23 protein-coding genes are annotated in these 19,978 nt (G+C 62.9%); 13 read left to right on the top strand and 10 right to left on the bottom strand.

What is annotated here, in order from left to right:
• Positions 1-39 precede the first annotated feature (39 nt).
• Complete coding sequence (locus tag EPJ54_RS09755) at positions 40-1,050, bottom strand: AraC family transcriptional regulator (RefSeq protein WP_135211529.1); 1,011 nt, start codon at positions 1,048-1,050, stop codon at positions 40-42.
• 119 nt (positions 1,051-1,169) lie between these two features.
• Here EPJ54_RS09755 and EPJ54_RS09750 point away from each other — a divergent pair, with 119 nt between their 5' ends.
• Complete coding sequence (locus tag EPJ54_RS09750) at positions 1,170-2,012, top strand: DUF2306 domain-containing protein (protein ID WP_135211528.1); 843 nt, start codon at positions 1,170-1,172, stop codon at positions 2,010-2,012.
• A 56-nt stretch (positions 2,013-2,068) separates the two neighbouring features.
• Here EPJ54_RS09750 and EPJ54_RS09745 read toward each other — a convergent pair whose 3' ends face one another.
• The gene (locus tag EPJ54_RS09745; protein ID WP_135211527.1) at positions 2,069-3,271 is read right to left on the bottom strand and encodes a type III PLP-dependent enzyme; all 1,203 of its coding nucleotides are present in this window, start codon (positions 3,269-3,271) and stop codon (positions 2,069-2,071) included.
• 453 nt (positions 3,272-3,724) lie between these two features.
• On the opposite strand from EPJ54_RS09745, the gene EPJ54_RS09740 reads away from it, so the two are divergent.
• The 4 genes from EPJ54_RS09740 to pstA all read left to right on the top strand — a co-directional run bounded on the left by EPJ54_RS09740 (position 3,725) and on the right by pstA (position 8,390).
• Positions 3,725-4,960, top strand: a complete 1,236-nt coding sequence (locus EPJ54_RS09740) for an OprO/OprP family phosphate-selective porin (protein ID WP_135211526.1) — start codon at positions 3,725-3,727, stop codon at positions 4,958-4,960.
• An 80-nt stretch (positions 4,961-5,040) separates the two neighbouring features.
• A complete protein-coding gene (locus EPJ54_RS09735) occupies positions 5,041-6,063 on the top strand; it encodes a PstS family phosphate ABC transporter substrate-binding protein (protein ID WP_135211525.1) in 1,023 nt (340 codons plus the stop codon).
• A gap of 231 nt (positions 6,064-6,294) precedes the next feature.
• Positions 6,295-7,194 carry a phosphate ABC transporter permease subunit PstC gene (pstC, locus tag EPJ54_RS09730; protein ID WP_239590848.1) on the top strand — a complete coding sequence of 300 codons (900 nt, stop codon included), beginning with the start codon at positions 6,295-6,297 and terminating at the stop codon, positions 7,192-7,194.
• Positions 7,194-8,390 carry a phosphate ABC transporter permease PstA gene (gene pstA / locus EPJ54_RS09725; protein ID WP_135211523.1) on the top strand — a complete coding sequence of 399 codons (1,197 nt, stop codon included), beginning with the start codon at positions 7,194-7,196 and terminating at the stop codon, positions 8,388-8,390. Before pstC ends, pstA begins: the two co-directional genes overlap by 1 nt.
• Positions 8,391-8,441: 51 nt before the next feature.
• Here pstA and EPJ54_RS09720 read toward each other — a convergent pair whose 3' ends face one another.
• Complete coding sequence (locus EPJ54_RS09720) at positions 8,442-9,659, bottom strand: glycosyltransferase family 4 protein (RefSeq protein WP_239590847.1); 1,218 nt, start codon at positions 9,657-9,659, stop codon at positions 8,442-8,444.
• Between the two features lie 116 nt (positions 9,660-9,775).
• Here EPJ54_RS09720 and EPJ54_RS09715 point away from each other — a divergent pair, with 116 nt between their 5' ends.
• Positions 9,776-10,228: a hypothetical protein gene (locus EPJ54_RS09715; protein WP_135211521.1), complete on the top strand. Its 453-nt coding sequence runs from the start codon at positions 9,776-9,778 to the stop codon at positions 10,226-10,228.
• On the opposite strand, the gene EPJ54_RS09710 is transcribed toward EPJ54_RS09715, so the two are convergent.
• Complete coding sequence (locus EPJ54_RS09710) at positions 10,220-10,534, bottom strand: hypothetical protein (RefSeq protein WP_135211520.1); 315 nt, start codon at positions 10,532-10,534, stop codon at positions 10,220-10,222. The genes EPJ54_RS09715 and EPJ54_RS09710 overlap by 9 nt on opposite strands.
• A gap of 53 nt (positions 10,535-10,587) precedes the next feature.
• On the opposite strand from EPJ54_RS09710, the gene EPJ54_RS09705 reads away from it, so the two are divergent.
• From EPJ54_RS09705 to EPJ54_RS09685, 5 genes are all read left to right on the top strand, one after another.
• Positions 10,588-11,754, top strand: coding sequence for a serine hydrolase domain-containing protein (locus EPJ54_RS09705; RefSeq protein ID WP_167755666.1), 1,167 nt, complete (start codon positions 10,588-10,590; stop codon positions 11,752-11,754).
• Between the two features lie 120 nt (positions 11,755-11,874).
• Entirely contained in the window at positions 11,875-13,269 is a 1,395-nt protein-coding gene (locus EPJ54_RS09700) for a circularly permuted type 2 ATP-grasp protein (RefSeq protein WP_135212087.1), read from the top strand.
• A gap of 4 nt (positions 13,270-13,273) precedes the next feature.
• The gene (locus EPJ54_RS09695; protein ID WP_135211518.1) at positions 13,274-14,191 is read left to right on the top strand and encodes an alpha-E domain-containing protein; all 918 of its coding nucleotides are present in this window, start codon (positions 13,274-13,276) and stop codon (positions 14,189-14,191) included.
• A gap of 6 nt (positions 14,192-14,197) precedes the next feature.
• Positions 14,198-15,010, top strand: a complete 813-nt coding sequence (locus EPJ54_RS09690) for a transglutaminase family protein (RefSeq protein WP_135211517.1) — start codon at positions 14,198-14,200, stop codon at positions 15,008-15,010.
• 41 nt (positions 15,011-15,051) lie between these two features.
• Positions 15,052-15,345 carry a hypothetical protein gene (locus EPJ54_RS09685; protein ID WP_135211516.1) on the top strand — a complete coding sequence of 98 codons (294 nt, stop codon included), beginning with the start codon at positions 15,052-15,054 and terminating at the stop codon, positions 15,343-15,345.
• A gap of 7 nt (positions 15,346-15,352) precedes the next feature.
• Here EPJ54_RS09685 and EPJ54_RS09680 read toward each other — a convergent pair whose 3' ends face one another.
• Both EPJ54_RS09680 and gluQRS read right to left on the bottom strand, forming a co-directional pair.
• Positions 15,353-15,706, bottom strand: a complete 354-nt coding sequence (locus tag EPJ54_RS09680; RefSeq protein WP_135211515.1) for a hypothetical protein — start codon at positions 15,704-15,706, stop codon at positions 15,353-15,355.
• 109 nt (positions 15,707-15,815) lie between these two features.
• Positions 15,816-16,652, bottom strand: coding sequence for a tRNA glutamyl-Q(34) synthetase GluQRS (gluQRS, locus tag EPJ54_RS09675; protein ID WP_135211514.1), 837 nt, complete (start codon positions 16,650-16,652; stop codon positions 15,816-15,818).
• A gap of 48 nt (positions 16,653-16,700) precedes the next feature.
• On the opposite strand from gluQRS, the gene EPJ54_RS09670 reads away from it, so the two are divergent.
• Complete coding sequence (locus tag EPJ54_RS09670; RefSeq protein WP_135211513.1) at positions 16,701-17,378, top strand: alpha/beta hydrolase; 678 nt, start codon at positions 16,701-16,703, stop codon at positions 17,376-17,378.
• Positions 17,379-17,555: 177 nt separating this feature from the next.
• The gene (locus EPJ54_RS09665; protein ID WP_135211512.1) at positions 17,556-18,116 is read left to right on the top strand and encodes an HNH endonuclease; all 561 of its coding nucleotides are present in this window, start codon (positions 17,556-17,558) and stop codon (positions 18,114-18,116) included.
• Here the strand turns inward: EPJ54_RS09665 and EPJ54_RS09660 are convergent.
• The 4 genes from EPJ54_RS09660 to EPJ54_RS09645 all read right to left on the bottom strand — a co-directional run bounded on the left by EPJ54_RS09660 (position 18,089) and on the right by EPJ54_RS09645 (position 19,691).
• A complete protein-coding gene (locus EPJ54_RS09660; RefSeq protein WP_135211511.1) occupies positions 18,089-18,328 on the bottom strand; it encodes a hypothetical protein in 240 nt (79 codons plus the stop codon). The two genes, EPJ54_RS09665 and EPJ54_RS09660, sit on opposite strands and share 28 nt — an antisense overlap.
• A gap of 110 nt (positions 18,329-18,438) precedes the next feature.
• On the bottom strand, positions 18,439-18,606 hold the full coding sequence (locus EPJ54_RS09655) for a Flp family type IVb pilin (protein ID WP_135211510.1): 168 nt from the start codon (positions 18,604-18,606) through the stop codon (positions 18,439-18,441).
• Positions 18,603-19,043 carry a (deoxy)nucleoside triphosphate pyrophosphohydrolase gene (locus EPJ54_RS09650; RefSeq protein WP_135211509.1) on the bottom strand — a complete coding sequence of 147 codons (441 nt, stop codon included), beginning with the start codon at positions 19,041-19,043 and terminating at the stop codon, positions 18,603-18,605. The genes EPJ54_RS09655 and EPJ54_RS09650 overlap by 4 nt, the downstream gene beginning before the upstream one ends.
• A 78-nt stretch (positions 19,044-19,121) precedes the next feature.
• On the bottom strand, positions 19,122-19,691 hold the full coding sequence (locus EPJ54_RS09645; protein WP_135211508.1) for a DUF5655 domain-containing protein: 570 nt from the start codon (positions 19,689-19,691) through the stop codon (positions 19,122-19,124).
• Positions 19,692-19,978 lie beyond the last annotated feature (287 nt).

Below are 19,978 nucleotides of genomic sequence, written 5' to 3'. Positions count from 1 at the left end.
AGCTTTTCCCGGAACGACGCGCCCGTCAACCGTTGTTGATTATTTGCGCGCGTTGCGCGGGCTCATGCCGGTCCAGCGTTTGAAGGCGCGCGAGAACGCGGCCGGATCGGAGAAGCCGACAAGATAAGCGGTTTCGTTGACGCTCGCTTTGCGGCCGCGCAGATATTCAAGCGCGAGGCGATGGCGCAGCTCGTCGAGCACTTGTTCGAATGTCGCGCCTTCGCTCTTCAGGTTGCGGTAGAGCGTCTGGCGGCTCGTCCCGAGTTTTCCCGCGATGCGATCGACGCTGACCTCGCCCGTGTGCAGCACTGGCATGATCAAAGCTTCCACGCGGCCGCGGAACGTGCGTGAAGCTTCGAGCTCTGCGAGCAGCGTGTCGCCGCGTTCTGTCAACACGCCGAACACGTACCGATTGTCCGGCTGAATTTGCACGCGCTCCCATTCTGGATTGCTGCGAATGGCGTTGCGCGTGCTGCCGAACGTGACAGGCACTTGCCACAGCTCTTCGTACCGGACGCGATAGGCGGGCGCTGGGTGCGTGACGTGCGCTTCGAGTGCGTAGGTGTGCTGCGGAAAATCTTCGCGCGAGCGCACGATGAAGCGCGACCAGGTGGATTCGGTCAGCTCGTAAAAGTCATTCGGATTGGCGCGGCGATCGTCCATCCAACGCTGGCCGTTTTCGGATGAGAGCTGAAAGCGCGGTCCCTCGCCCAATCCGTCCAGTTCGACGACCAGCTTGCCATAACGATTCAGCTGCATCAGCGCTTCGATCATGGTCGCGCTGGCGTAGCTGATCAGGCCGACGACAGAAAATTTGCGGAAATCGCTGGCGGCGCCAAATTCCAGTGCGAGCGCGGGATTTCCGGTCTCTTCCTTGGCCGCCCGTGTGAGTGCGACATAGCGAGCAAACGGCACGCGCGCGTCCTGATCCTCAAGCGATTCCGCCTGCAACGCGGCGCGCTGCAGCAAGCGCGCTTCGTCCGCGCCTTGGCCCACCGCGAAGTCGAGCAACGCCTTCGTATAGCCGGCGGAAGTCGTCGGTTCAGCCATGCGTGTTACGTACGATCATGTTTTTGTAGCGCTGCGTCATGGGCCGATATCGTTAGTCGGCAATAGCATATCGCAACTCGATAGTCGCCGCATTCGCGCGACGCACGAAGGGATTGCTTATGTCGGATGCTGTGATGGCGCGCGCGCCGGATTGGGGTGCAAATTCTCGCGCGGCGTTGAAAGGCAGCGGCGTGGCGTGGTTCGCAGTGGCGCTGATCGGGCAGTTCTTGTTCGCGCTTTACATTTTGGGCTTCTATGGCGGCACGGCGCTCGCAGCGAATTGGCAAGCTTGGAACGATCGGCTGATCAATGGCTTCGTCGATGGCGATGTCGCCGGCAATTTCGCGCTTGTCTCACACATGGCGCTGGCGCTGATCATGAATGTCGCCGGTCCGCTGCAATTCGTGCCGGCGGTGCGCAAGCGCGCGCGAACTTTTCACCGCTGGACCGGACGCATCTACATCACCACCGCGTTCGTCATCAGCATTGGCGCGCTTTATATGGTCAATGCGCGCCCGGGACTCGGCGCGTTCAACTCCGCCGCCATCCAGATCGATGCGCTGCTCATCATGCTCTTCGCTGGGATCACGCTGCGCTTCGCGCTCAAGCGGCAGTTTGCGCAACATCACCGCTGGGCGTTGCGCACGTTCATGGTGGTGAGCGGCGTGTGGTTCATGCGCGTGGGCTACACGGTGCTTGGCATCGCGTTCCAGGGCGATATTCCCGGCGTCACGTCCGACCTCAACGGCCCGACGGATATCATCCTCGGCTACGCCTGCTACCTGCTGCCGCTCGCTGTGCTGGAACTCTATTTCCTGGCCACGGACAACAAGAATGCGGCGCTGAAATTCTTCACGGCCGGCGCGGTCGGCCTGAGCACGATCGCGACTGCGGCCGGAATCATTGGCCTCACGCTCTTCAGCTGGTTGCCGAAAGTGCAGGGCGCATTGGCTGGGCTGTAAGAAAAAGGGCGGCCGCACTTTCGTGGGCCGCCCTCGATCTTTGTGCTTGGCTAGACTTACGCCTGCTTCGGCTTCGTCGTCCGCGTGCGCTTCGGTTTCGCGACTGGCGCTGCGCCGTACATGCTCGGCCACGGCGCGTCTTGCGATTCCATCGTCACGGTTTCACCGAAGCCGTTGAAGCGCGTCGCCATCGCCATGCCATAGGCGCCGAGCGAACCGATCTCGATCAGATCGCCTTCGCCGATGTCGGCCGGCAGCATGAACGGGCCAGCGGCCGCATCCATGCTGTCGCAGGTCGGGCCGTAGAGACGGAACGGCGCGAGCTTGGCGCGGCTTTCCTTCGTGCGCAGCAGCTTGGCCGGGAAAGACCAATTCAAGTGCGTCGCGTCGAACAAGGTGCCGAAGGCGCCGTCGTTCAGATAAAGCGCGTCACCCTTGCGCAGCTCAACGCGCGCAATTGTGGAGCCAGCTTCCGCGACGAGCGCACGACCGGGCTCTGCCCAGAGCTTTGCGTTCTGAGCGACGAACATCTCTTCGAACGCGTCTTTGATTGTGGTGACGTACTCGATCATCGCCGGCGGGTTCATGCCAGGATAGATCGCCGGGAAGCCGCCGCCGATGTCGACGATATCGACCACGACGCCCGCTTTCACAATCGCGCGGTTCACCATCTCCATCGCCGTGCGATAGGCGTCCGGGCGCATGCATTGCGAACCGACATGGAACGAGACGCCAAGCATCTCTTCCGTCGCCTGGCGCGCGCGACGCAGCAGGGCCGGCGCTTCCTCTTCGGTAACGCCGAACTTACGTGCGAGCGGGTAAGCCGCGCCATCGCCCGACACGGCAAAGCGAACGACCAAAGTGAGGTCCTTCGCGCCGCCGGTTTCAGCGAGGATTTTTTCGAGTTCGTCTTCGCTATCGATGGCGAACGTCTTCACGCCGAATTCGCGGTAGGCGCGGGCGATGGCGCGGCGCGACTTCACCGGGTGCATGAAGGCGATCTGCGCGCCCGGATAGCGCGAAGCCACCAACTCGACCTCAACCTCGGAGGCGACGTCGAAATTGCGGACGCCGTTTTCCCAGAGCGCATCGAGCACCCATGGGCTCGGATTCGCCTTTACGGCGTAAAACACTTCGCCCGGAAAATTTTCACGAAACCACGATGCAGCCGCGGCGACGCGGTGCGGACGTGCAATAGCCACGGGACCTTCCGGCGCTTGGCGCGCAGTCAGGTCAAGAGGCGAGAGGACAGAGTCCATCCGGCAACTCCCAAAACAATGCCGCCGCTTTTGAAGCGACGCTTGTTAAACCCAGGCCGGCGTTAGTCGGACATGCTAAATGTCAGGTCCGCCCTTGGGAGCTTGCGCCGGAGGATCGCCTAGGAAGCTTCCTGCTTCCCGTTGTTTGCGATCCCCCAGGTGGCCTGGGCCGAGGGGGCGTTAGTGGACGCTGTTTCCAGGTCCGCCGGTAACGATGCGAAATATGGTGATCGTTCCCCAATGTAAAGAGCCGTTCGTGGTTAATTTCGCCTGCGGATCAGTGGCCTGCGGCGCCCATGCCACGTCACAAATCCGCAATCAAAGTGTCGCGGAGCCTTAGCGGAAGCGTCGCGCAGGCGTCACCACGCAGGACTAACCCCCGCCTCGCCTGAGGGGACGAGACAGAGTCGCTCGCCACCGCAGGGGCTCGGTTCACCCAAGGGGGTTTCCATAATGAAGAATGTTCTCACCAAGGCAGCGCTCGCCGCGCTTGCCACGGCGGCGACGGCGGGTGTCGCGCACGCGCAGACCGCCGCTCCGTCTCACACCACCAGCTGGACCGGTACGGTCGGCGAAGATCGCTTCGGCGACGCGCGTTTCAAAATGCGCGGCCGCTTCCAATACGACGTCTCCGATCAGAGCTGGGACATCGAATCGGGCGCCGCGCAGAGCGGTCTCAACACCTATGTCCGCCGCGCCTTCCTCGGCGTGCAAGGCCGCTTCAACGAGAATTGGCGCTATAAGGTTGACTTCGTGCTCAACCCGGGCGGCGGCAACACCGATGAAGTCGCGGTCGATGACGCGTTCATCGAATACGTGAACGACGATTGGTCCATCGTCATCGGCGAACACAATATCACCTCGCCGCTCGAAGATCGCATTTCCTCGCTCGACATTCCGATCATCGAGCGCTCATCGATCATCAACTCGTTCGGCTACGGCCGTCTCGCCGGCATCGGCTTCATCACCGGCGGCGCCAATTGGCACGTCTCCGTCGCCGCCCAAGGCGACTCGCTGAACGACAGCGACACGATGGGCACGACCGAGCAGCAGGCGTTCAGCGGCCGCTTCACATGGGCGCCGATCTTCGAGACCACGCCGGAAGGCACCACGCTGGTTCACCTCGGCTTGCACGCGCGCCAGCGCGATCAGGAAGAGGATAGCGCTTACGAATACCGCGTGCGCCCGGCCAACGGCCGCGGCGAGCGTTGGATCAATCCGGGCATCTCAGGCTCGGAAGATACGACCTACGGCGCAGAACTCGCGCTGCAATACGGCCCGTTCGGCGTGCAAGCTGAATATGCCGTGCTCGACGGCGAAACCGCCGGCGGCGTCGGCTACGAATTCGACGGCTATTACGTCGATGCGTACTGGTCGCTCACGGGCGAGAGCCGCAACTATCGTGGCAACCAAGGATCGTTCGGCGCGATCGCGCCGCGCACGCCGATGGGCGCCGGCGGCATCGGCCATTGGATGGTCAGCGCGCGCTACGACTACATCGATCTGTCTGATCCGGCCGGTGGCGCGAGCCGTGGCGAGCAGACGGCTTATGTGCTCGGTCTCGACTGGGTGCCGGTCGATCACGTTCGCTTCAAGCTGAACTACGCGATGAGCGAAATGGATCGCGTTGGCGCCGGCGTCGATAACGAGTCGGACATCATCACGCTCCGCACGCAATTCGACTTCTAACCCCCCGACTAGGCGGCGTGCGCTTTCGCGCGGACGCCGCCGATTTCGGACTGAAAATTCCTTCCCCAACGGAGGTTCTTATGAATTTGCAAATGTTCAAGACGGCCGGTCGTGCAGTCGCCGCGGCTGTCGCCGTGATGGCGATGTCGGGCACAGCGATGGCGCAACAAGCCTTCACCATTCAAATCGACGGTTCGTCGACGGTGTTTCCGCTCGCCGAGGCCGTCGCCGAAGGCTTCCAACAACAAACCTCTGGTCGCGTCCGCGTCACCGTCGGTGAATCGGGCACGGGCGGTGGTTTCCGCAAATTCTGCCGCGGTGAAACCCATATCTCGAACGCCTCGCGTCCGATCTCGGCCAGTGAAATGGCTGCCTGCCGCGCTGCCGGCATTCAATATGTCGAAATCCCGGTGGCGTTCGACGCGCTGACCGTTGTTGTGCACCCGTCCAACCCGGTGCGTTCGATCACGGTGCAAGAACTGCAACGCACGTGGCGTCCGGAAGCCCAGGGCAACATCAGCAACTGGCGCCAGATCAATCCGGCTTTCCCGGACATGCCGCTGGTTCTGTTCGGCGCTGGTACGGCCTCGGGCACGTTCGACTACTTCACTGAAGCTGTCGTTGGCCGCGCGCGCTCGTCGCGTACGGACTACACGCCGACCGAAGATGACAACGTGACGGTTCAGGGCGTCGCCAGCAATCAGGGCGGCATGGGCTATTTCGGTCTTGCCTATTTCGAAGAGAACCGGGGCCGTCTGCGCGCTCTGGCAATTGACAACGGCAACGGCCCAGTTGAGCCGAGCGTCGCTAACGCCGAGAACGGCACGTATGCGCCGCTGTCGCGCCCGATGTTCATCTACGTAAACGCCGCCGCGCTGCGCCGCCCGCAAGTGCAGCAATTTGCCCAGTATTTTTTGAACAACGCCGCGCGTTATTCGCAGCAAGTTGGTTACGTCCCGCTGCCGGCGGCGGCCTACCAAACCTATCTCCAACGTGCGCAACGCCGCACGCAGGGCACCGCCTTCGGCGGCCGCCAAGCGATCGGCGTCACCATTGCTGAGGTGCTCGCTCGCCCGCTCATTGTTGAGCCGGTGCAGCAATAAGCGAAAAAAGGGGCCGGCGGCGGATCCCGCCGTCGGCCTCAATGCTTTGTTTTATTAGCCTAAAATACCGACGGCGCGCTTTTGCGCCGTTCCTGCATACCGCCCTTGCGCCTGTTGGCAGGCGGCTATGTCAAACTGTCACAAAAGTGAAGTATGGCGACGCCTCAAACATGAACCGGCGGACAGCCGGTTTCATCGTGACGGCTGATGCGCCTGCGGGCGGGGGTGATCGTGGAACGTGATTTTAGCAAGCGGAAGGTGCGATGGGGCGAGAGCATCATCGAAGGTTTGCTCTTCCTTGCCGCTGTCGCCGCCGTCGCGATCGTCGTCGGTATCGTCTATGTCGTGATATCGGAATCCAGCAAATTCTTCGCGCAGATTTCGGTCATCGAGTTCTTGACGTCCACAACGTGGACGCCGCTCTTCGACAATCCCAGCTATGGGATCGCGCCGCTGCTCACCGGCACCTTCATGTCCACGCTCGTCGCGCTTTCGGTCGCTGTGCCGCTGGGCCTGCTGGTCGCGATCTATCTCTCGGAATTCGCCAACACGCGCACGCGCGAAACGATAAAGCCGACGCTTGAGCTGCTCGCCGCTGTGCCCACGGTCGTTTACGGCTATTTCGCGCTGCTGTTTGTCACGCCGTTGTTGCAGCGTCTCATCCCAGGTCTGCCGGGTTTCAATCTGCTCTCAGCGGGTATGGTCATGGGCCTTATGATTATCCCGTACATCGCGTCGCTCTCTGAAGACGCCATGCGCGCGGTGCCGCGCTCGATGCGCGAAGGTTCTTTCGCGATGGGCGCGACGCGCCTTGAAACGGCGTTTCGCGTCGTTGTGCCGGCGGCGATCTCCGGTGTGGTCGGCGCAATCATCCTCGGCATGTCGCGCGCGATTGGCGAAACCATGATTGTGGTCGTCGCAGCCGGCACGCAGCCGCAAATGGTTGTGAGCCCCACGCAGCAGGGCGCAACGGTAACTTCGTTCATCGCGCAAGTTGCGCTGGGCGACGTCGCCTTCGGCACGCTTGAATACAACTCGATCTTCGCCGCGGGCCTCGCGCTCCTGGTGCTTACGCTCATGTTCAACTTTGTGGCGTTCTATCTGCAGCGCCGCTTCCGGGAGGCCTATTAATGGCCGCGATCGACGCACAACGCCCGAGCGACATCACGGCGCATCCGCCGGGTCTCGCTTCGCGCAAGTTCAAAGACAGGTCGTTCGTGATCTGGGGCATCGTCGCCACGATCATCGGCTTGGGCACGTTGGTGACGCTCGTCGCCGATCTGGTGATGGATGGCGGTCATCGTCTGACGCCAGCTTTCTTTATGAGCTTCCCATCGTCAGACCCTGCGGTCGCCGGCATTCTCTCCGCTTGGGTTGGCTCGTTGCTGGTGATCGTCACCACGGCTTTGGTCGCGATCCCCATCGGTCTGCTCGCGGGCGTCTATCTCGAAGAATACGCGCCAAAGAACCCGCTCACGAGCGCGATCGAAATCGCCGTGAACAATCTTGCCGGCGTGCCGTCGATCCTGTTCGGCCTGATGGCCGTCGGCATCTTCGTGCAATTCCTTGGCAACCCGGCGCGCTGGTTCAGCTTCCTCCCCGAAGGCTTCCGCGAGAGCGCAGCCGATCTCTTCGGCCAATCCATCCTCACCGCCGGCATCACGCTGGCGCTGCTGATCTTGCCGGTTGTCATCGTCGCCACACGCGAGGCCGTGCGCGGCGTGCCGCAGGAAATGCGTCAAGGCGCGCTCGCGGTGGGCGCCACCAAGTGGCAAACGACGCAGCACCATGTGCTGCCGTACGCGCTGCCGGGTGTTGTCACCGGCATCATCATCGGCATCTCGCGCGCGCTCGGCGAAACCGCGCCGCTGATCATGATCGGTGGTCTGACATTCGTGGCCTTCTTGCCGATCACCCGTCCCGGCGACGCGACGTTCGAAACCATCGGCGTGCTCGATGAATACGGCGCCGCCGTCGATCCGATGGCGACTGAACGTGTCACGATCCATCATGACGGCGTGGTCGTGCTGCCGGATTTCACCGAGCAGCAAGTGCAAGCCGGCCAAACGCTCGACCTGCCGCACGGTTCGACGATCCAATCGGTGGCGACGATGGGCGACGCGATTGCCTCGTGGTCGCCGGCGCATTGGATGGGCTCGGAATTCACCGTGATGCCGATCCAGATGTTCAATTGGACCTCGCGCCCGCAAGCTGAATTCCTCGAAATCGCCGCCGCCGCGGGCCTCGTGCTCCTTGTCATCACATTGCTGATGAACGGCACAGCGATCTGGCTGCGCTACAGGCTCCGCAAGAAGATCAAGTGGTAAGAGAAAAGCGGCGCTGCGAAGCGCCGCTTTTTGTTTCAGCCTGCAGAGAGTTTAGCGCCGCGCCGCTTCACGTTGGCGCTTTTCTTTTGCCAGACGCCGGCGCTCTTTCGCGCGTTTCCGCAGATCAGCCAGCTTGTGCCAGAAGCGGCGGCCGCGCTCTTTCGGCAGCGGCTCCAGATTGCGACGGAAATCTGCCGCACACGAAGCCCAGGAATAACGCTCCGCCAAGGCGCGCGCGTCTTCGCGCTTTAGCTTTAGCGCTTCCAAGCAAGCCTTCTGTAGATCGTCATCGACGATGCCTGCGCCCGTGCCCGGCAGAATGTCCTGCGGACCCGGGGCCACGTAGCCGGCCACGGGCGTACCCGTCGCGGCCGCTTCCAGGATCACCAAGCCGAACGTGTCGGTGAAGCTCGGAAACACGAACACATCCGCGTCCGCGTAATGGCGCGCCAGCTCTTCGCCGAACTTCGGACCCGTAAACACCGCGCTCGGATATTTCTGTTTGAGTTCGTCCAAAGCCGGCCCGCCGCCGACAACGACTTTTGAGCCCGGTAGCTCAGTCTTGAGAAACGCTTCGATATTCTTCTCAACGGAGACGCGACCGACATACGCAAAGATCGGGCGAGGTAGATCGGCCGGATAGATGCCGCCATCGATGCCGCGCAGGCGCGGGTGGAATTGTTCGATATCGACGCCGCGGCTCCAGATCGCGGTGTTGCGGAAGCCCTGCAGCTCCAGCTGCTTCTGCATCGTCGGCGTCGCCACCATCACGCGCCCCGACTTGTCGTGGAAGGCGTGCATGTAGCGATAGCCGGCCCAGAGCGGGATCCATGGGAAGCGCGCGGTGACGTATTCTGGGAATTGCGTGTGGTAGCTCGTCGTGAACGGAAATTTGTGCTTGAGGCAGACGGCGCGCGCGTCCCAACCCAGTGTGCCTTCGGTGGCGATGTGCACGGCGTCCGGCGCGAAGGAAAGAAAGCGATCCTCGACATCCTCGCGCGCGCCCAGCGCCAAGCGGATCTCGGAATAGGTGATCAGCGGCACCGTGTTCGGATAATCGCCCGGCGAGATCACTTCGACCTCGCAGCCCATCTTCTTCAGCTCGCCCATCGTGTTCGAGAGCGTGCGTACGACCCCGTTCACCTGGGGCTCCCAGGCGTCGGTGACGAGAAGGATTTTCTGCGCCAGCGGCGGCTGATCCGAAGCGCCCTCTGGGGAAGGGGCGGGACTGGCGGCGGCGGCGGAAGGCGTCGAAGCGTCTGTGCTCACGGGCGCGTTCTGACCACGGGCCCCGGTTCGGCGCAAGGGGCCGGCGCGGCCGCCTGTCGCGGACATGTAGTGAACAACTGGTCCGAACCGGTCGAGCGCCTTATTCTCATGGAATCATGTCGCACGACAACGTCACGCCCTTTCGCCGCCCGAAGCCGGCGCGCCCGCAGCAAAGCGGCGGCGTCGGGCTTAAGACGCACCGCGGCAAGGTCGTGCTGGTGCACCTGCTGACGATCGCCGCGTTCGCGCTGAATTTGCTTTTGCCCGAACCCTGGTCGCTGATCGGCATGGCGGTGGGCATTGCAGCGATCGCGCTGGCGTTCACCAATCGCGGCCAAGCCATGCCGTGGGCGAACACCCACCACGAGCACGCCGTGCGCACGTTGGTGATCGGTTACGCGATCTGGGTGCTCGGCAGTTTGCTTGGCTATGTGCACGGCGCATTGGCCGTCGGCACGATCTATGTCCACCTCATCGTCGCGATCTGGGCTGCGTTGCGCGCAGCGATCGCGCTCGTGCTGGGCGTGATGCGCAAGCCAGTGCCGAACCCGCACGGCTGGCTAATCTAGAATTCGGCAGCCGTATTCGGGCTCATAGATCGCTGACGCACTAATGGCGCCGAACAGCACGCTCGCGCGCACTTGGTCGCCATCTTGCGCGATGCTGATCTGCTGGCGCGCGTCTTCAGGGAAATCCGCCATACAACTGTCCAGCGCGCGCCCGCTCACATGCAGGCAAGAGCAGGTCTGCTTGGCCGCGTAACCAGTCGCGATCTGTGCGTAGGCGACCTGCCCGCGCGAAGCCCACCCAGCGCCGGCGACGATAAAAACCACCGCCGCCAACACGCCCACCCAAATCCAGCGTTTGCGCGACACGTGCGCCTCCCCTTATGCTCCGAAACAGCATAGCGAAGGCGAGGGGAGACGTCATGCTGCGCGCGTTGATGGGTGCGTTTGCTTTGTTGTTCGCAACAGCAGCAAATGCGCAGCAGCTTTATCCGCTACCGCCGCAGCCGGCTGGCGTCGCCTGGCCGACGCAGGAATGGGCCGAAGCGCCGTTGCCGGCCGATGTCGATCGCGCAGCGTTGGATCTCGCCATCACCGAAGCCTTCGCCGGCCGCCACGCGCTGCTCGGCGAAACGCGCGCCGTTGTGATCATTCAAGGTGGCCGCCTTGTGTTCGAGCGTTACGCCGACGGCTATTCGCGCGACACGCGGCTGAATTCCTGGTCGATGGCGAAATCCGTCACGCACGCTCTGGTCGGCGCCGCGGTGCTGCAGGGCCGCGTCGCCATCGATTCGCCGATGGGCAATCCGCATTGGCGCGCCAGCGATCGCCGCGCCTCGATCAGCTGGCGCAATTGGCTGAACATGGTCGATGGGCTCGAGTACAGCGAGAACGGCGACAGCGTCGCCAACGCGGGCAACGCGCGCATGCTGTTCGGCGAAGGCCGGCAACACACAACGCGCTGGGCCGCGAACCTGCCGCTGATCCACGATCCCGGCACGCATTGGAATTATTCGTCAGCCGGCACGCTGCTGATCTCCGACGCGCTGACGCGCGCGATCGTGCCCAATCCCCAGAGCCCGATCGAGCGCCGTGAGCGCATGCGCGTGTGGATGAACACGTCGCTGTTCGATCAGATCGGCGTGCGCCCCGTCGTCGAGTTCGATCCCCAAGGCCTCTTCTATGGCAGCTCGCTCATCTGGATGACGGGCCGCGACTGGGCGCGCTTTGGCTATCTCTATTTGCGCGGCGGCGTGTGGGACGGGCAACGCGTGTTGCCGGAAGGCTGGGTCGATTTTGGCCGCACGCCCGGCCCCGCGCAGAACACCGACACCTACGGCGCGCATTGGTGGCTGACCCCGCCGACAGGCGACGGCCGCCCTGCGCGCTCCCTCATCACGGGCGACGAAATGCGCGATGCCTTCTCTGCGCAGGGTTACGAAGGCCAGATCGTCGTGGTCGTGCCGTCCAAAGACCTCGTCATGGTCCGTCTTGGCCTGTTCACCGATGGCAGCGAGGCGTGGGATGCTTTGGGCGATTGGAGCACGCGGGTCATCGGCGCTTTTGGCGCCCGGCCGGCGGCGCCTTGAACGGCGAAGCGGCGCCGGCGCCCAAAAGCAGGGCGCCTGCCGAAGAGCGGTCCGTTAGGGCGCCCGGCGACGTTCTCCGCGTCCGACAATCAGTGAAGGCTCCGCGGCGTGTTTGAAGAAATGCGCGCCTCGGACGGCTCGATCCGTTCGCCTTACGAACAAGTCGCCGCTTGGTTGGAGGCGACGGGCGAAGCCAATTTGCGTCAGCGCCAGAGCGAAGCCGAAGCGCTGTTCCGCCGGCTCGGTATTACGTTCTCCGTGTACGGCGAGGGCGGCGATCCTGAGCGCCTGATCCCGTTCGATCTCATCCCGCGCGTGTTCGGCGCTGCTGAATGGCGCAAGCTTTCGCGTGGCGTGCAGCAGCGGGCGCGGGCGCTCAATGCGTTTCTCTACGATGTCTATCATCGCGGCGAGATCATGCGCGCCGGCATCGTGCCGGAAAGCTTGGTCTATCAGAACGAAGCTTACCTGCCCGAGATGGCGGGCTTCGATCCGCCAGGCCGCATCTATAGCCATATCGTCGGCGTCGACATCGTGCGCACCAACGACACCGATTTTCAGGTGCTCGAAGACAATTGCCGCACGCCTTCGGGCGTGAGCTACATGCTTGAGAACCGCGAAATCATGATGCGGATGTTTCCGCGTCTGTTCGCCGCCTGCGCCGTCGATCCGATCGACGAATATCCGACGATGCTGAAGCGCACGCTGCAGGAAGTGGCGCCGCCGGCCTGCAAGGGCGAGCCGACCGTCGTGCTTCTGACGCCTGGGCCGTTGAACAGCGCCTATTACGAGCACTCATTCCTCGCTGATCTGATGGGCGTTGAGCTCGTTGAGTCCAGCGATCTCTTCGTCAATGACGGCCTCGTCTGGATGCGCACCACGCGCGGTCCACAGCGCGTCGATGTGATCTACCGGCGCATCGATGATTCCTATCTCGATCCGCTCGCTTTCAATCCGGACTCACTGCTTGGCGTGCCGGGGCTATTCAGCGTCTATCGCGCCGGCGGCGTGACGCTCTGCTCTGCGCCGGGCTCGGGCATCGCCGACGACAAAGCGATCTACGTCTTCGTGCCAGAGATGATCCGTTTCTATCTCGGCGAACAACCGATCCTTAAGAACGTGCAGACCTGGCGCTGCTCGCTCGCGGACGAGCGCGATCATGTGCTCGCCAATTTGAAGGATTTTGTCGTCAAGCAAGTGCACGGCTCGGGCGGCTACGGCATGCTGATCGGCCCGCACGCGACGAAGAAACAGATCTCGGAATTCCGCACCAAGATTCTAGCAGACCCGGATGCGTACATCGCGCAACCGACGCTCGAGCTTTCTTCCGCGCCGACTGTCACCGCCGACGGCATTGATGCGCGTCACGTCGATTTCCGACCGTTTTGCCTAGTCGGCAAGCAAGTGCGTTTGGCGCCGGGCGGGCTGACGCGGGTGGCGCTCACAAAAGGCTCGCTCGTGGTGAACTCAAGTCAGGGCGGCGGCGTCAAAGACACATGGGTGCTGTCGGAATGAGCCCATGCTGAGCCGCACCGCCGAAAATCTTTTCTGGATGGGCCGCTATATCGAGCGCGCCGACGCCACGGCGCGCCTCATTGAGATGGGCCGGCGCATGGCGATGCTCCCTGGCGCGAATGAGGAATGGCAATCCGTCGCGCGCGCTGCGGGTTGCGCCAGCGAATTGCCGCCGAAGGCCAGCGATTCAAAAATCATCACGTATCTGCTGCTGGATCGCGACAATCGTTCGTCGATCCATTGCTGCTTGGCGCAAGCGCGCACCAACGCCAAGGCCATTCGCACCGCGCTCACCGCCGATATGTGGGAAGCGCTGAATGATCATTGGCGTTTGCTCGAAGCGCTCGACGCCGATGAAGCGATCGCTGATCTGCCTGTGTGGCTCGATTGGGCCAAGCAGCGCGCCGCGGCGTTCCGAGGCGCGGCCGAAACCTCGCTCTTGCGGAACGAGGGCTATGTCTTCCTGCGCCTCGGCGAATTCGTTGAGCGCGCCGAGATGACGCTGCGTCTGCTCGATGTGAAATATTACGTGCTGTTGCCGGAAACCGATGTCGTCGGCGGCGGCCGTGATTTTCACCAGTGGACGTCCGTGCTGCGCGCCACGTCCGCGATGCGCGCTTATCACCACGTCTATCGCGGTGATTACACGCCTTGGGGCATCGCCGAATTCCTCGTGCTCAACACCATGTTCCCGCGGTCGGCGAATTTCTGCTACCGCGCGCTGGAGCGCCATCTCGACGACCTCGCGCGCCTCTATGGCGAGCGTCACGACTGCCACGAGACGGCGGCGGAGATGGTGCGCCGTCTCGACGGCTGCGATATCAACAGCCTGTTTCAGACCGGCTTGCACGAATTCATCGGCGACGCGATTAAGGTGACGAATCGCCTCTCGTCCGAGATTTCGCGCGCTTATTATTTTTGACCCGCCATGCGTCTTTCTGTCCGCCACGTCACCCGCTACGAATACAATCCGCCCGCGATGCGTGCGGATTTGCGGCTGCGGCTTTTCCCATCGCGCTTCGATGGGCAGAAGGTGGTGAACTGGTCTGTCACCGTGAATGGCGACGAGGTGAGACCGCTTTTCATCAACGCGTTCGGTGATGAAGAGGCGGTGTGGCGCACCGACCGCGAGCAATCTTTGATCGAGATCGTCGCGGAAGGCATGGTCGAAACAACGGACGCTGCGGGCGTCATGCGTGGCTTGCGCGACTTTTCACGACCCGCTGTGTTTCTGCGCGAAACCAAGCTCACGGCGCCCAGCCGCGAAATCCTTGAACTCGCGCGCGCGAGTGCAGCGGGCAATGTGCTCGATACGCTGCACAAGCTTTCGCAGAACGTGCGCAACGCCGTCGAGTATGAACAAAACACGACGCACGCGCTGACCACGGCAACCGAAGCGCTGCAGAACGGGAAGGGCGTCTGCCAGGACCACGCGCACGTCTTCATCGCCGCCGCGCGCTTGGCCGATATCCCGGCGCGCTACGTCGCCGGCTACATTTCCGCAGGTTACGTTGGTCGCCAGGAATCGCACGCGTGGGCGGAGGCGTACGTGCCGGAACTCGGCTGGGTCGGCTTCGATCCCTCCAATCGCCAAAGCCCGACCGACGCCTATATCCGCATTTGCTCCGGCCTTGATGCGGCGGATGCGGCGCCTTTGCGCGGCTGGGTCAGCGCCAGCGTGCGCGAAACGCTTGCGGTGGAGGTCGATGTCGCGCCAAGTCCGCAGCAAGCGCAGCAATGATTCGCCGCGCTCAAAGACCCTAGATCTTGGGGAGGCGCCCAATGTCCCTGACTGAAGTTGAAGGCCGCGAAGTGAAGCTCCAATGCGCCAAGCTGCTGCGCGACGCAGGCTTTGCGCGCTTGGCGGCTGAATTGGAGCACGGCTCGCTCTCCGCCGTCGGCAAGGATGAGCCAGTGTTCGTGCTGTGCGGCCGCGATCGCATCGCGCCCACGGCGATCAAGGCGTGGATCGAAGCCGCGCGCCTTTCAAACGTGCCGGACCACAAATTGGAATCTGCGCACGAAGCCATCGAAGCGATCGAAGGCTGGCCGGGCTTCCGGCACTATCCGGATTGATCGCGGCTTAGTGGTAAGTGTTCAGCGCGGCGTGCGCGCGATCGAGCCCTTGATAGAGGGCCGGCCGCACGTCGAGTTCGCGATTTCGCGCCGCATACACCGATAAAGCGCTCAGCGCGTCGGCCGCATCGTGTTCGCAATTCTCTTGCGCCAAAATCGATGTCGAATGCGCGCGCTCAATGAAGCGGTCGAGACCAGGGCCGCGTGCTTCGATGATCTGCATGCGCAATTGGCGCAGCGCCACGTTTAACGCCGGCGGATGGCCGGCGAGGTTTTCGCGACGGCGCTCTCGGATACGCAGACTGGCGGCCCTGCGGCGCCGGTCCGGCCCGAAATAGCTAGGTTGATCGACCCACATCATTCCCAAAACGTCGCGCCGGTTTTTGGCGCAGCTTTCTTCTTGCCGCGCTCATACGCCAACATGATTAGGGAAGCGTTCAGAGCGTTGAAGAAAGCGTCGTGAACGCGCGTTAGGCTTGAAGCCCGAGTAACCGTCTTATGTCGCTAGGCGTCTGGCCAGCTTCGCGCATGGCGCGGAGTGTGGCGGCTTGGTCGCGTTTCGCGAGGCGCTTGCCGTCGTCCCCCAGAATGAGCCGATGGTGGCGATAGGTGGGCTGGGGCAGGTCGAGCAGCTTTTGCAGCAGCACATGCAGATGCGCCGCCTCGCGCAGATCTTCGCCGCGGATCACCTGCGTCACGCCTTGCAGCGCATCGTCCCACACGGAGGCCAGATGATAGCTGGCGTCGAAATCCTTGCGTGCCAGCACGACATCGCCGTGCTTCTCCGGCTCGGCGCGCACGAGGCCCGTTTCATCCTCGAACACCAACGTGAAATACGCCGGCCCCAACACGCTGCGCGCCTTCTTCAGAGAGAGCCGCCACGCGAACGCGTCGCCCGCTTCAAGCTTGGCCGCTTCCTCGTCCGCCGGCAGCGGTTCGCCGCGAAACCTATCCTCGCTCGCGCCGTGTGGAGCCGACGCTATGGCTTCGGCGATCTCCTTGCGCGTGCGGAAGCAGCGATAGATAAGGCCGCGCGCGATCAAGCTTTGCAGCGGCGCGGCGTAGTCGGCCATGTGCTCGGATTGCCGCCGCACCGGCTCTTCCCAGCTAATCCCCAGCCAGGCCAAATCCTCAAAGATCGCCGCCTCGAACTCAGGTCGCGCGCGGCCCTGGTCGATGTCTTCGATCCGCAACAGAAAACGCCCGCCCGCCGCCTGGGCCGCGTCGAACGCTGTCAGCGCCGAGAAGGCGTGACCCAGGTGCAGATAGCCCGTAGGCGAGGGGGCGAAGCGCGTGACGAAGCTCATGGGGCGGCGACGCTACCCTTCGCGCCCGCGAAGGGCTACTAGCGGGCCATGACCGTTTTCATCGATGGCCCGCGTATGCCGCCCAAGCGTGGCGGCAAGCCGGATTCGCTCGTGATCTTCCTGCACGGCTACGGCTCCAATGGCGCCGATCTGATCAGCCTTGCGCCTTACTGGGCCGATCTGCTGCCGGGCACGGCGTTCGTGTCGCCCAACGCGATCGAGCCGACGCCGATGGCGCCGGGCGGCTATCAATGGTTTCCGATCACCGATCTCGATCCGCATCTGATGGAGCCGGGCGTGCGCATGGCCGCGCCCTCGGTCGATCGCTTCATCGAGCGCGAGATGGAGAAGTACGAACTCGATTCCAGCCGCGTCGCACTCGTTGGTTTCAGCCAGGGCACGATGATGGCGCTGCACGTGGCGCTGCGGCGCGAGACGTCGCTGGCGGCGGTGCTGGGCTTTTCCGGTGTGCTTGTCGGCGGGGCGCGCTTGAGGGACGAGTTGCGCGCCAAGCCGCCGGTTCTGCTGATCCACGGCGACCGCGATCCGACCTTGCCCATCCCGTTCATGTTCGAGTCCGCCGAGGCCTTGGCGGCCGCCGGCCACGGCGCGCAATGGCACGTGTCGTACGGGACGCCGCACGCGATCGGCCCGGACGGCTTGGAGTTGGGCGCTGAGTTTTTGGCTACCTATCTGAAAACACCCAAGATTGCCGCTGGCCGCTGAGCTTTTTTGGCAACGTGGCGTCACTGTCATGAAGCTGTCGCGCCAAATCAGCTAATGCTCGTCTCGCGCACTCGGCGATTCATGCTAAGTTCGGCGGCGTAGAGGAGTTTTGGTCTTCAGTCTCAATAGCCTGATCCCCCAGCAAATCCTGCCACGGCTGCACTGGAGCAGTCGTCGATGAATGTTTCCAGCGCCCCTCTCGCGGGTTTTCCGGCGCTGGTGTTGAACGCCGACTTCCGGCCGTTGTCCTATTACCCGCTGTCTCTTTGGCCCTGGCAAGAAGCGGTGAAAGCCGTCTTCCTCGAACGCGTCGATGTCGTGGCGCATTACGACCACGTGGTGCATTCGCCGTCGTTCGAGATGAAGCTGCCTTCGGTGATCTCGCTGCGCGATTACGTGGCCCAGGATCGCCCGCCAGCGTTCACGCGCTTCAACGTCTTCCTACGCGATGGCTTCGCCTGCCAATATTGCAGCTCCGCCGATGACCTGACCTTCGACCATTTGATCCCGCGCTCGCGCGGTGGGCGGACGACGTGGGAAAACATCGTCACTGCGTGCGCGCCGTGCAATCTGCGCAAAGGCGGGCTGATGCCGCAACAATGCGGCATGCGCCCCTCTAAGAAGCCGCGTCGTCCGACGATGCATGAGCTTCAACACGTCGGCCGCCGCTTCCCACCGCACCACCTCCATGAAACGTGGATGGATTATCTTTATTGGGACGTCGAACTCGACGCATAAGCGCGAATGCCATAGCTCGCACTTTGCTGCATCGCTTGAACGAAGAGAGCGTGCGAGCGCTCGATCGCTTCGCGGCTCAGATCCTCAGTCTCGGCGATCCGAGCATCGACTTCTGCTTGCAGGATCGAGAACCGCGCCGACAATGGCTCTTCGACATGAAGCGCGTACGCGTAGGTCGCTGCGGCGATGGCCAGAGCTTGCGCGATGTTCATGTCCCTGCCTCCGCGCGGACCGGCTCAAGGCCGCGCGGGCAGGGGTATGGCGCGGGCGCGTTACGCCCGTTCGTCGCCGCTGAAATAAAGCTGAAATGTTGGCTGGCGGCTTAGTTGCCGCTGCCTTCCAGGCCAGAGCTCACGTCGCCGAACGTGCCTTGCAGGATATCGCCGATCGGTTGGATCGCGGCGATGATGGCCATGCCGATCAGGCTGGCGATCACGGCGTATTCGATCGCGGTCGTGCCGCGTTCGCAGCGAAGAAAACGGCGGATCATGCGGCGCTCCGTTCAATCAGGCGCTCAACCAGGACGACATCGGCTGGCGGCATCTCATGCTCGCGCAGTGCTTCAGCGCGCACCCATTTCATCGCGGCGGCGGCGTTCGGATCGAGCTTGGGCTCGCCTTGCCAGCGTGTGACGACATAGAGCGGCATCAGCAAATGAAAGTCCGTGTAAGCGTGCGACGCGAACGCGAACGGATCGAGGCAATCTGGTTCGACGTTCAAGTCCAGCTCCTCTTTCAGCTCACGCACGAGCGCGTGTTCTGGCGCTTCCCCTAACTCGACTTTACCGCCGGGAAATTCCCAAAGGCCGCCGAGCGCTTTGTGCAAGGGGCGCTGCGTAATCAGGATGCGCCCCTCGGTATCGATCAACGCGGCCGCCGCCACCAAAAGGAGGCGTCGCGCTGAGGATGGAACATCGCCGATTTGCATGAAGAAGCCGTGTGGAGGATTGGTTGAAAGGCGTTAGCCATATCAACCTTTCCGCCGCATTTACGAGGCTGGCAAGCACTAGCCGGCCGCGTCGTAAGCCCACTTGATGTAGCCGACGAGCTTCGCGTCGATCTCGTCGGCGCTGGCCAATGGTACGATGTATTGGCACATGCCGCCGGGTGGAACGGGTTTGACGCGGCTGTCGCGGATATCGTCTTTGAGGTTGAGCCCGAGCTCGAAGCGCTCGTTCGTCTTCGGCCCGAGCATCGCGAATTGCTTTTTTCGCCGCAACGAAACGTAGCCCTTTTTTGGTGCGATTTCGAATGCGCCGAACTTGCTGATCTCTTGCATCAGCTTGTCGTGCACCGGGCGGAGATGGGACTTCTTGCCGGCGTAAATCTCATCCAGCACTTGATCGGCGCCGGCGTCAGCGGCGCGGGACGCGCCATCCGATTTGAGCGCGTGATGCGTTAGCGTGTTGGCATCGCCATTGCCGAGGCCGTAGGTCTCCACCACCCAGGCGCGGATTTCGCCGTGCTTATCCTTGCCGCACTTTTTGATCGCCGCGCTGAGCTGAGCGAGTGATTTGCCGGTCTTCTTTTCGATGTTCGCCAATTGCGTGGCGAGCGCTTGCGCCGGATCGGCCATGAGCGCCTCCCTTGCGAGCATTATGGCTGGCGGCGCGCGATGTCGAAAGGGTTGCGTCTGGCCCATGCCGGCTGGAAGCCGGCGGTCCGAAGTGGGCGAAGGCGGCGCTTTTCGCCCCATGCTCCGAGTGTGACCGCGGGCACATCGGCTGACCTTGGGTCTAGGTAGGTTGGCTTATCGAAGCGCTGCCGCTTCGGAGGAGCAAAGCCAATGACCAAGTTTTACGCCCTGATCGCCGCCTGCGCCGTGTTCGCCCCGATGGCCTTCGCCACCTTGAACCAAGCAGC

Source organism: Vitreimonas flagellata (assembly GCF_004634425.1).
Classification (GTDB): domain Bacteria; phylum Pseudomonadota; class Alphaproteobacteria; order Caulobacterales; family Aquidulcibacteraceae; genus Vitreimonas; species Vitreimonas flagellata.
The sequence above is the reverse complement of the archived record's forward strand: the minus strand, read 5'-3'. Positions and strand labels throughout refer to the sequence as shown.